The sequence below is a fragment of the Bacillus sp. FSL H8-0547 genome (genome assembly GCA_038002745.1).
GTDB lineage: Bacteria > Bacillota > Bacilli > Bacillales > Bacillaceae > Bacillus_P.
This window is the reverse complement of record JBBODD010000001.1, coordinates 3,586,062-3,598,045: the sequence shown is the minus strand read 5'-3', so window position 1 is coordinate 3,598,045 and position 11,984 is coordinate 3,586,062. Positions and strand designations below refer to the sequence as shown.

General features: G+C 43.5%; 16 protein-coding genes. 8 read left to right on the top strand and 8 right to left on the bottom strand.

The window, feature by feature from the left end; translation table 11 throughout:
- Nucleotides 1-4: 4 nt before the first annotated feature.
- On the bottom strand, nt 5-802 hold the full coding sequence (locus tag MHB63_18120) for a toll/interleukin-1 receptor domain-containing protein (GenBank protein ID MEK3808441.1): 798 nt from the start codon (nt 800-802) through the stop codon (nt 5-7).
- A gap of 294 nt (nt 803-1,096) precedes the next feature.
- Here MHB63_18120 and MHB63_18115 point away from each other — a divergent pair, with 294 nt between their 5' ends.
- Nucleotides 1,097-1,651 carry a peptidoglycan-binding protein gene (locus tag MHB63_18115; protein ID MEK3808440.1) on the top strand — a complete coding sequence of 185 codons (555 nt, stop codon included), beginning with the start codon at nt 1,097-1,099 and terminating at the stop codon, nt 1,649-1,651.
- A 102-nt stretch (nt 1,652-1,753) separates the two neighbouring features.
- Here the strand turns inward: MHB63_18115 and MHB63_18110 are convergent, their stop codons facing one another.
- From MHB63_18110 to MHB63_18100, 3 genes are all read right to left on the bottom strand, one after another.
- Nucleotides 1,754-1,888, bottom strand: a complete 135-nt coding sequence (locus tag MHB63_18110) for a YjcZ family sporulation protein (protein MEK3808439.1) — start codon at nt 1,886-1,888, stop codon at nt 1,754-1,756.
- 99 nt (nt 1,889-1,987) lie between these two features.
- Nucleotides 1,988-2,770 carry a GNAT family N-acetyltransferase gene (locus MHB63_18105; protein MEK3808438.1) on the bottom strand — a complete coding sequence of 261 codons (783 nt, stop codon included), beginning with the start codon at nt 2,768-2,770 and terminating at the stop codon, nt 1,988-1,990.
- Nucleotides 2,763-3,149: a VOC family protein gene (locus MHB63_18100; protein ID MEK3808437.1), complete on the bottom strand. Its 387-nt coding sequence runs from the start codon at nt 3,147-3,149 to the stop codon at nt 2,763-2,765. The genes MHB63_18105 and MHB63_18100 overlap by 8 nt, the downstream gene beginning before the upstream one ends.
- A 218-nt stretch (nt 3,150-3,367) precedes the next feature.
- On the opposite strand from MHB63_18100, the gene MHB63_18095 reads away from it, so the two are divergent.
- On the top strand, nt 3,368-4,174 hold the full coding sequence (locus MHB63_18095; protein MEK3808436.1) for a DUF4397 domain-containing protein: 807 nt from the start codon (nt 3,368-3,370) through the stop codon (nt 4,172-4,174).
- Nucleotides 4,143-4,784: a class F sortase gene (locus tag MHB63_18090; protein ID MEK3808435.1), complete on the top strand. Its 642-nt coding sequence runs from the start codon at nt 4,143-4,145 to the stop codon at nt 4,782-4,784. The genes MHB63_18095 and MHB63_18090 overlap by 32 nt, the downstream gene beginning before the upstream one ends.
- Nucleotides 4,785-5,257: 473 nt before the next feature.
- Here the strand turns inward: MHB63_18090 and MHB63_18085 are convergent, their stop codons facing one another.
- Complete coding sequence (locus MHB63_18085) at nt 5,258-6,100, bottom strand: sulfite exporter TauE/SafE family protein (GenBank protein MEK3808434.1); 843 nt, start codon at nt 6,098-6,100, stop codon at nt 5,258-5,260.
- A gap of 104 nt (nt 6,101-6,204) precedes the next feature.
- Here MHB63_18085 and MHB63_18080 point away from each other — a divergent pair, with 104 nt between their 5' ends.
- Entirely contained in the window at nt 6,205-7,038 is an 834-nt protein-coding gene (locus MHB63_18080) for a LysR family transcriptional regulator (protein ID MEK3808433.1), read from the top strand.
- A 102-nt stretch (nt 7,039-7,140) separates the two neighbouring features.
- Here MHB63_18080 and msrA read toward each other — a convergent pair whose 3' ends face one another.
- Nucleotides 7,141-8,088, bottom strand: a complete 948-nt coding sequence (msrA, locus tag MHB63_18075; protein ID MEK3808432.1) for a peptide-methionine (S)-S-oxide reductase MsrA — start codon at nt 8,086-8,088, stop codon at nt 7,141-7,143.
- Nucleotides 8,089-8,321: 233 nt separating this feature from the next.
- On the opposite strand from msrA, the gene MHB63_18070 reads away from it, so the two are divergent.
- Together MHB63_18070 and MHB63_18065 are read left to right on the top strand one after the other, a co-directional pair.
- A complete protein-coding gene (locus MHB63_18070; protein ID MEK3808431.1) occupies nt 8,322-8,750 on the top strand; it encodes a MarR family transcriptional regulator in 429 nt (142 codons plus the stop codon).
- 58 nt (nt 8,751-8,808) lie between these two features.
- Nucleotides 8,809-9,057 carry a DNA alkylation repair protein gene (locus tag MHB63_18065; GenBank protein MEK3808430.1) on the top strand — a complete coding sequence of 83 codons (249 nt, stop codon included), beginning with the start codon at nt 8,809-8,811 and terminating at the stop codon, nt 9,055-9,057.
- Nucleotides 9,058-9,093: 36 nt separating this feature from the next.
- Here MHB63_18065 and MHB63_18060 read toward each other — a convergent pair whose 3' ends face one another.
- Both MHB63_18060 and MHB63_18055 read right to left on the bottom strand, forming a co-directional pair.
- The gene (locus tag MHB63_18060) at nt 9,094-9,858 is read right to left on the bottom strand and encodes an SDR family NAD(P)-dependent oxidoreductase (GenBank protein MEK3808429.1); all 765 of its coding nucleotides are present in this window, start codon (nt 9,856-9,858) and stop codon (nt 9,094-9,096) included.
- Complete coding sequence (locus tag MHB63_18055; GenBank protein MEK3808428.1) at nt 9,855-10,667, bottom strand: alpha/beta hydrolase; 813 nt, start codon at nt 10,665-10,667, stop codon at nt 9,855-9,857. Before MHB63_18055 ends, MHB63_18060 begins: the two co-directional genes overlap by 4 nt.
- 145 nt (nt 10,668-10,812) lie before the next feature.
- Here MHB63_18055 and MHB63_18050 point away from each other — a divergent pair, with 145 nt between their 5' ends.
- Together MHB63_18050 and MHB63_18045 are read left to right on the top strand one after the other, a co-directional pair.
- The gene (locus MHB63_18050; GenBank protein MEK3808427.1) at nt 10,813-11,580 is read left to right on the top strand and encodes a DUF4397 domain-containing protein; all 768 of its coding nucleotides are present in this window, start codon (nt 10,813-10,815) and stop codon (nt 11,578-11,580) included.
- Between the two features lie 162 nt (nt 11,581-11,742).
- Nucleotides 11,743-11,973 carry a hypothetical protein gene (locus MHB63_18045; protein MEK3808426.1) on the top strand — a complete coding sequence of 77 codons (231 nt, stop codon included), beginning with the start codon at nt 11,743-11,745 and terminating at the stop codon, nt 11,971-11,973.
- Nucleotides 11,974-11,984: the final 11 nt, after the last annotated feature.

Here is an 11,984-nt window from a genome sequence, read left to right as displayed (position 1 = left end):
CCCTCTACCAGACATCTCTGCTGAACTTCAAATCAACCGTTTCTCTCTGATGGATGTATGGCTCATAGTTTGAATCACCGATCTCCGCAGAAAGAAAAACAATTTTATTTTCCTTGCTGTAAAGCTTCAGATTCGCAGGCTGCAATGTCTGCGAAAAGGTTTCCCCGTTTTCATCCGCTGCCTCAATTTTTATGACATCGACCCGGATATCAAATTCTTCAGGATTTGAAAGTCTCAGCCTGAACTGAAATTTCCTTCCGTCTTCTGGATCCAGGCGGATGCCCTCAAGTCTGCAGCCGGCCATTTTCCTGTTTCTGCGTTCATCATCAGCAAGCTGATTCACGTGACTGACTGCCTGCTCGCATATTTTCACCAGAAATGTGCCGGTTTGTTTTTCTATTTTAAAAACATCTCTCGCGTTTTCAAGAAACTCATAAAGCCTGTCCAGGTCGTTCAATTTGAACGAAATCTGGTTTGGATTGATTGCGCCCTTCATCTCTTTGTAATCGAATGAAGGCGTCAGGATTGCCGTGTACTTTTTGTTTAAGATCCAGCAGGCTCCCATTTCATTCAGGCAGGCAGGGCTCTTGTAATAATGGTCAGACAGCACATAGATAACCCACGAATTTCCGCTCAGTTTTTGATGAAGATAATCATAAATATCCTCATCGTTAGGAATGTGATAGCCGGGATACGAACTGCAGACAATATTCGGCACCTTGATCATTGTCAGCAGATTTACAAGCTCTCTGACATATGCCTCATCACGGTGCGCATGACTGATAAAAATGGTATCGATCAAGTGCAGTGTCTCCTTCCTCCTAAACTCTTACATGCAGTCTCCTTGACATTCTATTCATGTTTTCCGGCAGATATGAACGGAATTGGACATGCTCGGAACAGTAAAAAACGCTCCACGATAAAAGTGGAGCGCACATATTCCGCACAGATTTGATGATTTTTGAAGATAAAGCTCAGAATTTGACCGACCGGCGGTTTGTTTTTATTAATTTCCTTCTTTTTTACAATTATATGAAACAATGATTCTCTTCCCTTCGTCTCATGCATGTCAAGCGAAATAAAGGGGAGAGAAAGAATGAAAAAATGGAAAGTCTTATCAGCATCAGTCGTAACCGCCTCAGCTCTATGGATGTCAGTGCCTCAGGCAAGCGCACAGGAAAATGTGCCGTACATCTTCACACTACCTGAATCAGGTATTATGAAAGAAGGAGCTAGAGGAGAAAATGTAAAAATTATGCAGCGCGGCTTGAACGAAGCAGCAGAAGCTTCACTAACTGTAGACGGCGTTTTCGGACCGAAAACAACCAATACCGTATTCTTCTACCAGAAAGCAAAAGGCCTGAAGGCAGATGGCGTGTATGGTCCGGACACTCACAAAGCATTGTCCATTGACGTCAATACCTTCGGACTGCCGAATACTGTCCTCAAGCTGGGAAGCAAAGGCAGCGACGTCCTGAAACTTCAGCAGGGATTGAATGATATCGGTTCAGAACTGACTGAAGACGGCATTTACGGAGAAAAAACAAAAGCCGCCGTCCTGAAATTCCAGCAGCGCTTCCCTGATCTGGCCGATGACGGAATCTATGGCCCTAAAACGCGCAGCGTGATGGAAAAAGTGCTGAATAGCTGATGTATGGAAAGCAGAAAATATTTTCTGCTTTTTTCATTGATTTATTGATTGAAAGTGTTCAATAAATGAGAAAAAGCCTCATTCCAGAGGCTTTTTCAGGTACTAGCAAATATAAGCAGAACCGACGATGATAAGCAAAATGAATAGAACAACAATCAATACAAAGCTGCTTCCTAGTCCGCCTCCGCAATGAACCGGATAAGAAGGATATGAACATCCGCAGTCATAACCGTACATGAATCAAACACCTCTTCATTTTGTTTTTCTTTACATCCTTACATTATGAGGTAGGTGGCTGTCCTGTATGTGCATTCGCCCATTTTTATTAAAAAGCTTTTAAAGTAAATTTTTGAAAACATTCTCCTGTTCAAGCACCTTCACAAAACCAAGCTTTTCATAAAAGGCTTTTGATCCCTCATCGTTCATGGTGACAAGATAGGCAGACTCTGCCCCGAGCTGCGCCGCCTCCTGCAGCAGGCACTTCATGAAGGAAGAACCATAGCCCATCCGCTGATATTCATCAAGAATGGCTACTTCCTCAATCTTTGCAAGACCTGTTATAGGCGAAAGATACAATTCAGCACTTCCGATTGGAACGCCTTTTTCATAGCAGACGTAAAGACGCACAGTCTTTTCCATATAGTACGGCTTTTTGCGCTGGAGCTTGGATTTTGCAAATGAAGCACTTATATGGCGGGCATCGTACAGCTCCATAGCGAAACATGCATCCTGCAGCACATCTCCTTCTCCGAGCTTTGTCATGACCCTTGAACATGATTCAATTTCTTCAAGCGTATGAAAATAATACAAGTCCAGATCGCAGTAATATTCTTCTTCATGTAGATAAGACCGGGTCCTTTTGTCTACCCTGCTGTTAAACGGCAGCTTTACATGGACAAAACTCCTGTTCAGGGCTGATTTGGAGTGTTCAAGCACTTCTTTTAACAGAATCGGGTGATAGGGTGTCGTCATTTTGGCAAAATGATGACTGTACATGGCTTTTAATGCATCGTCTGTATATGCTTTGTAAAGGGCCGTTTTTTTGACCTTGCAGAACAATTGCAAATACTCATCTTCTGCGGCATCAAGCACCTTTTCAAAATTGACGGCCTTATTCATTCATCGGTTCGAAATATTCAATCCATTCCCCGTCTGGCCCTTTGAAGAACAGATATTTCGCTCCATTCGGCAGAGTTGTTATTTCATCATAGATCAGCTCTGCTCCTAATTCCTTCAGCCTTTCCTCTTCTCCTTCAATTCCGCTTACCTTAAGGGCAACATGATGAACCTTTCCTTCTGCAGGAAGATCAGGGTTATACCCTTCGATCAGTTCAACAATGATGGACCCCTCCACTCCTAAAAATGCCAGTTTCATATTTCCATCTGTATGTAAAAAGCGGTCAATCAGCTGCAGACCTGCAACCTGCTGATAAAATTCAATCGATTTCTCAATATCTCTTACTTGTATTCCCACATGTTCAAATCCTTTGACTGCCAAAGTGATTCACTCCTATTCTCAGATGATGTTTCGATTATACCAAATCTTCTGCTAAATTCCTTTGATTTTCTGTACATTCAGCATCAGAAAAACCGGGAAAAACTTCCTCAGCACATTCAGCGCATCAAAACTGTATACATTTTGTATAAGTTTTGTTTATATTTAATTCAGGACATACGTCCAAAAAAAAAAAAAAAACAAAAAAGAGGAGTGGAAAAATGAGAAAGATTTTTTCAGTAGTAGCAGCAATGGTTTTATTATTGGCATTTGGAGCAGGTGCTTCTGCAGCAGAGAATGACGCAATGGTCAGAATCGTTCACGCTTCTCCTGATGCTCCTGCAGTTGATGTTGTTGTCGACGGCAAAACAGTTGTTGAAGGTGCTGAGTTTAAAGCAGCAACCGACTACATGATGCTTCCTGCAGGCGACCACAAGGTTGAAGTCTTCGCAGCTGGCACAGTTGCTGACGGCGAGCCTGTTATCTCAGCAGACTTAACAGTTGAAGCAGGCAAAGCCTATACAGCTGCAGCGATTAACACACTTGATTCTCTTGAACTAAAAGTCCTTAACGACGATTTGAATGTAACAGAAGGAAAATCAAAAGTGCGCGTCGCCCACTTTTCACCTGATGCACCTGCAGTTGATGTAGCTGTTAAAGGCGGAGACGTCCTTTTCCCTGGAGCTGAATTTAAAGGTGTAACAGATTACTTGGAAGTAGACCCTGGCTCATATGATCTTGAAGTAAGAGGCGCTGGAACAGAAGATGTAGTCCTTGACCTTGCAGGAACTGAATTGAAGGCCAATATGTCTTACACGGTCATTGCAGTTGGACTTGCCGGCGGAGAGCCTGCTCTTGAAGCACTTGTTCTTGCTGATCCGGCGATGATGCCTTCTGAAATGCCGAAAACAGGAATGGGCGGAACATCTGAAGCTGAGACAAACTACCTGCCAGTCGCAGCAGCAGCTATCCTTGGATTAGGTGCTTTGATGGCATATGGAATTAAGAAAAAAGCAAGCAGCCATTAAATCGGCAGCCCTGATTCTCCTTTTGGCCGGATGTGCACAGACTGGCGAAAACGCCTCACCGGATAAAAAAGAAACACGTACAGAACAAGCCTCTGCCGTCTCCGTTTCAGCTGAGACTTCAGAGGCAAAGCCCAAACCCGTCCAGCAAACTAAAACCGAAGGAATCAGCCCAAACCGTATTTCTATCCCTTCCCTTAATATTAGTGCAGGCGTAGAATCTGCCGGTCTGACTGAAGGCGGGATTATGGAACTTCCTTCAGATGACGAAATCACAGCATGGTACGAAAACGGCGCAATGCCAGGCGAGCAGGGAAACGCTGTAATTGCAGGGCATGTAGACAACAAAACTGGCCCGTCAGTGTTTTTTAATCTCAAAGAGATCAACACTGGAGATGAAATCATCGTCTCCGGAGAGAATGGCGAAGCGCTGACATTTGTTGTCCAGGAAATCAATTCGTATCCGTATGATGATGCTCCTCTTCCCGCTATTTTCGGGTTCAGTCAGCAGAGAAAGCTGAATCTGATTACATGCACAGGCGAATTTGACCGGAAGAAGAAGACGCATTTGGAGAGGCTGGTTGTGACTGGGGTTTTAAAAGAAGAAAGCTAGAGTTATAAAGTATGAACTTGCATAATTAACGTCTGTACGAAAACCCGAACTCATTGATCAGTTCGGGTTTTCTCTGTATTTCAGCTTCATTTGTGGCGGTACTACACATAGTGCTGCCACTTTTCTTTATGTCTTTACTTCGTTTGTGGCGCCACTACTCAGAATGCTGCGACTTTTCGCATGACTGCACTTCATTTGTGGCATCACTATCCAGAGTGCTGCCACTTTTCTTCATGTCTTTACTTTGTTTGTGGCGCTACTACACAGAATGCTGCCACTTTTTGCATGACTGCACTTCATTTGTGGCACCACTGCCAAGAGTGCTGCCACTTTTCTTCATGTCTTCACTTCGTTTGTGGCGCCGATACCTTTCATTCTGTCAATTCTTTTCAAACAAATCTATCTTTTCAAATTAAAAAGTGTCCTGAGAAACGTTAAAATGTCTTCCATCTTCTATTCATATACCCTTCCTTTTACTCAGCAGCCAAAACCCTCCTTGCAGACTTAAAAACCAACAAGACAAAAAAGATCATGCATGCTGTGCCGATCAGGGCCAGTGAAACAGCAGGGACTGACATAAATGTGAAGATAACACTTCCGGCAACAACCAGATAAAGAAGGCCGAGCATTTTTTTCACATAAGCTTCAGGGAATTTTCTTAGCTGCATGGAACCGGCCGGCGTACCGATCATAGCACCTGCAATAAGCAGCGCGCCATGTGTGTAATCCAGTTCCGCTCCGCTGAATAAATAAGAGCCTATTCCTGACAGGACAATAATGGAGGCTGCCGCAATGCTTGTTCCAATCGCCTTATTCAGTTGAATATCTCTAAAATTCTTTAACAGAGGAGTCATAACAAATCCTCCGCTGACTCCCATCAGTGAAGAAACGGCACCGGTAAGAAGTCCGATCATTGGAACTGATCCCTTCTTCGGCTTCTTTACCTCTTTCACCCTCCTTAAAAATTGATACGAAAACCATCCTAAAATCCCGATATAAGCAAGTGAAATGACAGCTGAGGCTGAATGAACCTCCTCGAGCAGGCGGACTGCCGGGGCTGTGGAAACTGCCCCAATCATACCGAACAGTCCAAGCCTTGCCGCTAAAGAGACATGTATATGTTTAAGACGGAAATGCGTAATCGTTCCAGTTATCGTTGAACCCATTGTCAGCATGAGAGACAAAATGACGGCTTGACTTGGATCATACCCAAGGATTAACAGTACCGGTGTAAGAATAATTCCTCCTCCAATACCGAAAAATCCAGACATGATACCAATTGCTGCTCCCCCTGCGAGAAATAAAATGGTTTCCATTTCACGTCACAACCTTTCTCTTTCATTGTATCTCTCTCATCTTTATAATAGAAATAAATAAATACAATGCAGTTTATTACGTTTTATAATTAACGGAGGGTACCATGCAGCTAGACTGGATTCGAACCTATGTAACGCTTGTACAGCTTCGACACTTCACAAAGACAAGTGAATTTCTTAATCTTTCACAGCCTACTATCAGTATTCACCTGAAGAAACTGGAGGACTTCGTCGGAACAAGTTTAATAAAAAGATCGGCACCAAACCGGCCATTTGAATTAACGGATGCGGGAAGGCACGTTTTTGAAGAGGGGAAAAAAATGCTTGAGATCAGCATGACCATCGAGCGGATAAAAGAGAAAAACAACGAGGTTTTGTTAAAACTGGGAGCAACGCATACAGTCAGTGACGTCCTGCTGCCTGATTTTGTTAAAAAAATTAAAACCATCTATCCGCATGTGCGCCTTCAGCTCACCATCAAAAATCATGAACAGATTGTTGACGGGCTTAAGCAGCACAAGCTTGACCTTGCCCTCGTTGAAGGAAAACGAGGACTTGAGCCATTTAAAGTGAACGTTATCAGCAGGGATGAACTGAGGTTTTATGCCAGTCATCACATTTCAATCAGGACTTCTCCTCTCCTCCTCAGAGAGAGAGGTTCAGGCACAAGAGAATACGCTGATCAATTTCTTCTGTCTGAGAGAATCGATCCTGTTGAAGTTATTGAGGCAGGCAGCCACTATCTCATTAAACAGCTGGCAGTAAGAGGGCTTGGCGCGGCGTTCCTTTCCCATTCGATGGTCAAAGATGAAGTAGAAAACGGAAAGCTCGTTCCTCTCGAATCTCATGTTGTCTACCGGCCGTTTTATGCTGTTCATGATGAAATAGCTGCAGCTCCGTTCATAGAAGAACTGCTTCCTTTGCTTCTATATGCATAACTGACTTTTGAAGACGCAAAAAAAACCATCAGGACCGGAGAATGACAGCTCCGGCTGCTGATGGTTTTCGTGACTCTAAAGCACTTTACTGCAAAGCTTCCCTTACTGGAAAAGCCCTAAAAATTTTCCGTACCCTTCTTTTTCAAGTTCTTCCTTTGGAACAAATCTGAGAGCAGCTGAATTTATGCAGTATCTTAAGCCGTTTGGACCCGGCCCATCGTTAAACACATGTCCTAAATGAGAATCCGCAGATTTGCTTCTTACTTCCGTACGGATCATAAAGTGAGAAAAATCCTTTTTCTCGACAATTTCATAATCTGACAGCGGGCGCGTAAAACTCGGCCAGCCGCATCCTGCATCGTATTTGTCTGTTGAACTGAAAAGAGGTTTTCCAGAGACGATGTCCACGTAAATGCCATCTTGTTCATTGTCGTAGTATTCATTCTGAAAAGGACGCTCAGTTCCGTTGTTCTGGGTAACTTCGTACTGGATCGGCGTGAGTTTTTCTTTCAGGCTGCTTTTATTCCAGTGTTCTTTAATATACGCATCGCGGCCTGAGCCTTTGCGGTACTGATTATAGCGAACCGGGCTTTTTTGGTAATAGTCCTGGTGGTATTCCTCTGCTTCATAGAAAGGCTTTGCCGGCAATATTTCCGTGACAATGGGCTTTTTGAAGCGGCCGCTTGCTTCGAGTTTTTGTTTTGATTCTTCAGCAAGCTGCTGCTGCCTTTCATTATGGAAGAAAATAGCTGTGCGGTAGGAATCCCCGCGATCAAAGAATTGGCCTCCGGCATCTGTCGGATCAATTTGCTGCCAGTATAATTCAAGCAGGCGCTCATATGGAAAGATGTCAGGATTAAATGTGATCTGCACAGCTTCATAGTGGCCTGTAGTTTCACTGCAGACTTCTTCATAAGTTGGATTTTCTTTATGGCCTCCTGTATAGCCGGAAACGATTTTTTCAATGCCCGGCAGCTCATCAAACGGCTGCACCATGCACCAGAAGCATCCTCCTGCAAAGGTAGCGAGTTCGTATGTTTTTTCAGTCATCCTGTTTCCTCCTCCTGCACTGTTCCGTCACTTCACCGGCCACGCAGTCAGAACTGCGGTTAAGGCCGGGATTGTCCGTTATTTAGTATCATTATATCATTTCCATTTCATAATCCCAGAATTCTGCTCTCTGACACGGGTTTTCCTTGACAAGACAGACACGTTTCTTTACATTAAAATTATTTAAGCAGATGAACAGTCTGATTTCAACTGTTTCCCCCGGAGGTTTTGCAGTGAAAAAACGCGAAGAAAAAATGTATGATTTAGAGTCGCTCATGAGAAGCATTTTCCGCCAGCTGCGGAATGAGATAAACGTTGTCCTCGGCAGCGTTCTTTCAAGGAATGAATTTATTATTTTAAAGTCATTAAAAGAAAATGGTCCTCAAAATGCGTCCAACCTGGCAAAAGAGCTTGATGTTTCCGCAAGCCATATAACGGCGGTAACAGACTCCCTGCTTTCGAAAGCGTTAATTACACGGAAAAGGTCCCCTAATGACCGGAGAATTACGCTGATCGATTTGACCGAAGACGGGCAGACCGTTTTAAGTGAACTGGAAAAAAAGAAGACAGAGTATTTTTCCGAAAGATTCGACTGTTTTACCGATGATGAACTGCAAAATCTGATTCAGCTTTTCGGAAAACTCGACCGGACAAAACCGTGATACATAGTCCTGCCTCCTTCTGGAAAAAATAACTTCACCGACAGAAGGAGGTCCTTTTATGACTGCACCATACTTATGCCCGAACTGCAAAACAAACCGCACGCGCTTTAATTTAATTGAACAGACGCCAAAGTCTGTTAAGCTGGATCCGCAGACAGGCGATGTCATTCAGGAATTTTCTCAGGAAGCCCTTGATCCGTTCCATCTCGCCTATAGAGGGCCGCATTATAAAGTACAATGCGGTGTATGCGGACTGATTGAAGATGAACTGACGTTTGTAAAGCTTGCCGAATTAAACCAGAACTAAAAAAAACGCTTAGAAATAAGCGTTTTTTTTGTGCATTTAATCATTTTGTTTTCTCTGTGCATAAGAAAATATTGGATCTCTGAGCGTAAACTCATAGCTTTCTCCATCCACAATACCTACTGTTTTGCTGCTGTCATATAAATCAAGGAGAAATTGAGCCATTTCCTGTGCCGTATGGAATTTCGGCATGGATTGACTGTAGCTGAAGTCCTCAAGGTCCATGGAGCGCTTTGCAAATTCTGTTTCTGTTGCTGCCGGGGCAAGTACTTTAGCCTGCATCTTTGCGCCTTTTCCTTTCAATTCCTGAGCCATTCCTTCAGTAAAGGCACTCACATAAAATTTTGTCGCGCAATAAGTCACAGCACCTTCTACAATGGTATAGCCGCCTGCAGATGATATATTCAGAAGCTGAGCTCCCTCGCTGGATGAGTAGTCTCTTGCAAACAGGGTGGATAAAATCGTCAGAGCCTGAATATTAAGCTGCAGCATGGTCTCTATTTTTTCCAGGTTCTGCTCCCCTACAGAGGCAAAGTTTCCAAAGCCTGCGTTGTTGACCCATGTTTCAAGGTCATATTCCTTTAAACTGTCGTAAAAAGACCGTGCATGTTCCGGAACAGATAAATCTACAGGTCTTATCACTGTTTCAAGCTCAGGGTTTATTTTGTGTATCTGATTTTTTAATTCTAGAAGCTGATCCTCTCTTCTTGCAGCAACAATCAGATGTTTTCCTCTTCTGGCAAACGCAAGTGCCGCTTCGTACCCAATTCCTGAACTGGCACCTGTAATGACTGTATATTTCATGCATTTCTCTCCTTTATAACAGACTTCTCAATAAACTCCTCTATGACTTTTACCACCTTTTCAGGTTCCTCTATCATTCCCATGTGTCCGCTATTTTCAAGAATGACTTCTGTTAGATGGTTCCCCCTATGCAAAAAGGTTTTTTCAGGCGGTACAATCTGATCTTTTTTGCCGGCAATAAGCAGGACAGGCAAGTCTTCATTATGAAGGACCTTTTGCCTGTCAGGACGGTTTTTCATCGCGTGCAGCGCGCCTGCTGCCCCGGTTTCAGGTGTTTTATATCCAATCTGCCTCACCGTCTCCATTTCTGCATGGAACGGCTCCTGATTTTCTGAAGCAAACAGCTTCGGCACTAAATCATCAATAAACCCTTTTATTCCCTCTTGTTCAATTCTCGCAATGCCTTTTTCCCGGCCCGCTTTCCCGTTTTCATCATCCGGGAGCGCCGTTGAATGCAATAGCCCGTATGAATGGAGCATGTGCGCATATTTTTCAACAAATGCAAGTGTGATATATCCTCCAAGCGAATGTCCAATCATTGTGACTTTCTCGATTTCAAGGACGTCAAACAATTTGGCCAGATCATCCGCCATTGACGTGATGCTGAATTCATCCTTCACTGTGCTTGAATGTCCGTGTCCTCTTAAGTCACAAGCGATGACTCTGTACTTCTCCGAGATATCCGGTATGATTTTGTTAAAATATTCCCTGCTTCCGCAAAATCCGTGAAGCAGCACGATGCAATGGCCCTCGCCATCATCTGAATAAGATAAAGATACGTCTCCGATATTCTGTTCATAATTTGCCATACGATTCTACCTCCGGATTTAGACATCAACCCTATATTTTCCCTTCAAAGATTAAATTAAAACCACATTCACATCCCTTTTTTGTGACAATCACCCATCTCCTTTCATATGTTAATGACGAATGAATAGATGGGAGTGCGCGCTAATGAACGAACCGAATAAGTATGCCGAAAAAGCCATGATGTATGACCTGCTTGCCTGCTACTATAAATATACAGACCCGCAGAAGCATGTCATGTATTATCAGAAACATTTGAACGCGATGCAGAAATGGATGTACAGCATGCAATATCAGGCAGCCTCGCGAGTTCCGCAGGGAGGCCAGCTTGAGCCTGGGATGTCACGGGTAAGAGTCATCCATGCTTCACCTGATGCCCCGGCAGTTGATATTTATGTGAATGGCAAACTGACCCTTCAAAATGTAAAGTACAAGGAAATCAGCGACTACCTGAAGCTTCCGACCGGCCAGTACCGCGTTGATGTTTACCAGGCAGGAACGACGAACGGCCCGGTTCTGAGTGAAATGTATATGCTCCTGCCAGGCATAACGTATACAATCGCTGCCGCCGGAAACCTGAACTCCATCAGGCAGCTTCCATTTGTGGATAAAACGTTTGTGCCTGCTGGTGAAGCAAGCGTGAAATTTGTCCATCTTTCACCTGATGCACCTGCCGTTGATATTGCCGTTAAAAACGGGGATATCCTCTTTAAAAATGTTCAATTTACGCAGGCAACCAAAAACGTGAAAGTTCCTCAGGGAAAATACGATCTTGAAGTGCGTGTTGCCGGGACAGACAATGTCGTGCTGACGGTTCCAAAAGTACAGCTTAAAAATGATACAGCCTATACGATATTTGCCGTTGGCTTTGCAAATGGGACACCTGAGCTCGAAGCACTTGCTGCAATTGGATAAAAATGTTTAACGTCATGTAAAGATGATAAGCCAATGTAAAAAGCATGTTCATTTTCTGTAAAATCTCTATTTTCCCTCCCCAAATCGATTATGATGAGGTTGACCAGCAGGAATGCAGGTTAAAAATCTCATTCAGATAGGTTACAAGGGAGGAAAAAGAAAATGAAGAAAGACATGCTATTAAAAGTTGGGGCTTCTTTATTGGCTATCTCATTAATGACTGCTTGTAACGACACAGAAACGGACGCACCTGAAGAAGACAACATGGAAGAAACAGAAGGCACGGAAGAGGAAACAACTACTGAAGAGGGTACTGAAGAAGAAACAACTGAGGAAGAAACAACTGAAGAAGCACCTGAAGAGGAAGAAAGCACTGAAGAAGAAGGACAATAATTTTACGATAA